The 2143-nt window shown below is 73.4% G+C and carries 3 protein-coding genes; 1 reads left to right on the top strand and 2 read right to left on the bottom strand.

The genetic code is table 11. The features are described from left to right. Nucleotides 1-161: 161 nt before the first annotated feature. Nucleotides 162-989 (top strand): Fpg/Nei family DNA glycosylase, encoded by an 828-nt coding sequence (locus ACYVE9_RS24115; protein WP_461030002.1) that lies wholly within the window; start codon nucleotides 162-164, stop codon nucleotides 987-989. A gap of 93 nt (nucleotides 990-1082) precedes the next feature. Here the strand turns inward: ACYVE9_RS24115 and ACYVE9_RS24110 are convergent, their stop codons facing one another. Beyond that, entirely contained in the window at nucleotides 1083-1463 is a 381-nt protein-coding gene (locus tag ACYVE9_RS24110) for a helix-turn-helix domain-containing protein (RefSeq protein ID WP_461030001.1), read from the bottom strand. 142 nt (nucleotides 1464-1605) lie between these two features. Beyond that, a complete protein-coding gene (locus ACYVE9_RS24105; protein WP_461030003.1) occupies nucleotides 1606-2085 on the bottom strand; it encodes a CinA family protein in 480 nt (159 codons plus the stop codon). Nucleotides 2086-2143 lie beyond the last annotated feature (58 nt).

Here is a 2143-nt window from a genome sequence, read left to right as displayed (position 1 = left end):
GGTGGCGGCCCTGGCGCGGGCCGCGAAGGCCGGGACGCTGGGAACGCTGACGGTCGAGCGGGCCAACGGCACGGCCGCTCTGGGGTCGGCGGTGGGCAGCGGCCTGGAGGCGGCGGGGTTTCACGCGACGCCGCGCGGCCTGCGGCTGAGACCCTGAGTACATGCCTGAGGGAGACACGGTCTGGCGCACCGCGAGGCGCCTGCACGAGGCACTGTCCGGTGCCCGGCTCACCGGCTGCGATCTGCGGGTGCCGAAACTGGCGACGGTTGATCTCAGTGGCCGCGAGGTTCTGGGCACGGTGTCGCGCGGCAAGCACCTGCTGACCCGGTTCGAGGGCGGTCTGACGCTGCACTCGCATCTGCGGATGGACGGCGCGTGGCGGGTGCAGACCGCCGGTGAGCGTCCCCGGGGTGGTCCGGCGCACGAGATCCGTGCCCTGCTGACGACGGCGGAGCGCTTCGCGGTCGGTTTCCGGTTGCCGGTGCTGGAGTTGCTGCGGACGGCCGAGGAGGGCGCCGCCGTCGGCCATCTGGGCCCGGACCTGCTGGGCCCCGACTGGGACGCGGACGAGGCGCGCCGCCGGCTGCTGGCCGATCCGGCGAGGCCGGTGGGCGAGGCCCTGCTGGATCAGCGCAACCTGGCCGGCGTGGGCAACGTGTACCGCTCGGAGCTGTGCTTCCTGACCCGGATCGTGCCCTGGCTCCCGGTCGGGGACGTGCGCGATCCGCAGCGGTTGCTCGCCCTCGCCCACCGGCTGCTGCTGGTCAACCGGGACCGCGCGCAGCGCAGCACCACGGGTGAGTTGCGCCGCGACCGGATGCTGTGGGTGTACGGGCGGGGGCGCCGGCCGTGCCTGCGGTGCGGCACGGCGGTGCGGTCGGCGGAGTTGGGCCCGGCGACGGCCCGGCGCCCGGTGTACTGGTGCCCTCACTGCCAGCCCGCCCCGGCCGGGCCCGAGGCAGTGCGGGAGTCACCCGAGCCCACGTAGGGGCCTCCCGCGGGCGGTGCTGGGCGCGACAACACAGAGCGGCGCCGCACCTGACCGGTTCCCGGTCGGGTACAGCGCCGCGTCAGGCGTGCGTCAGGCTGCGACGACGTCGACGGCCTCGGCGGGCCGCTTGATCGTCACCCGCTCTTCCGGACGGCCTGTGACGGACGTCACGGAGACCGGATTGAGCATCGGCCGCATCGGCGCGGGTACGGCGTCGCTTGCGGCGGACTGCGCCAGTTCGGCCAGGGCCAGCTCATCGCTGACCTCGCGCATCAGCTCGGACATACGAACCTCCAGCGCGTCACAGATCGAGGACAGGAGCTCGGAGGAAGCCTCCTTCTGCCCTCGCTCGACCTCTGACAGGTAGCCGAGTGAGACGCGCGCGGATGCGGAGACTTCGCGCAGGGTGCGGCCCTGACGCTGGCGCTGCCGACGCAGCACGTCACCCAGCAGGCGACGGAGCAGAATCATCGGTGGCTCCCTCCTCGGACCGCGGACCTGGATCCTTCATGCCCCACCGTACCGCCTACAACCCCGGCCGTGCGGGGAGCGATGTCGTGTTCACTCAGGGCTGCAAACATGCGTTCTCCCCACCGTGTTCCGTGTCCTGTCCCTACCCATTCTCGACCAGTTCTCTGTACAGCAACTGGAGAACGGCTCGGACGCTTTCATTCCGGATCTTTGCGCGATCACCTTCGAGCGACAGCCGGCGGGCGGTGGTGGTGCCGTCCGGGCCCGCCACGGCGACGTGCACGGTCCCCACCGGCTGCCCGTCCTGCGGCTCGGGGCCGGCCACGCCGGTGGTGGCGACGCCCCAGTCGGCTCCCAGCAGCACCCGCACCCCGGCGGCCATGCCCCGGGCCACCTCGGTGTCCACCGCGCCCCGCTCGGCCAGCAGCGCGGCGTCGACACCCAGCAGTCCCTGCTTGAGATCGGTGGCGTACGCGGTGACCGATCCGCGGAACGCCCGGGAAGCGCCGGGAACGCCGGTCAGCTCCGCGGCGACCAGCCCTCCGGTGAGCGACTCGGCGACCGCCAGCGTCTGCCCCTCTGCCACGAGCCGCGCGAGCACCCCGCCCGCACCGTCCGTCACAGCTGCGCCGTCCGCACCCCGCCCGACGTCCGGGCCGACCGCGGCGTTCCGCGGGCCC

This window comes from Streptomyces sparsus (assembly GCF_054776295.1).
The sequence above is the reverse complement of the archived record's forward strand: the minus strand, read 5'-3'. Positions and strand labels throughout refer to the sequence as shown.

Excerpts from the sequence above, each read along its gene's own strand:
- ACYVE9_RS24115 (WP_461030002.1), top strand. The coding sequence starts at position 162 with ATGCCTGAGGGAGACACGGTCTGGCGCACCGCGAGGCGCCTGCACGAG.
- ACYVE9_RS24110 (WP_461030001.1), bottom strand. The coding sequence starts at position 1,463 with ATGATTCTGCTCCGTCGCCTGCTGGGTGACGTGCTGCGTCGGCAGCGC.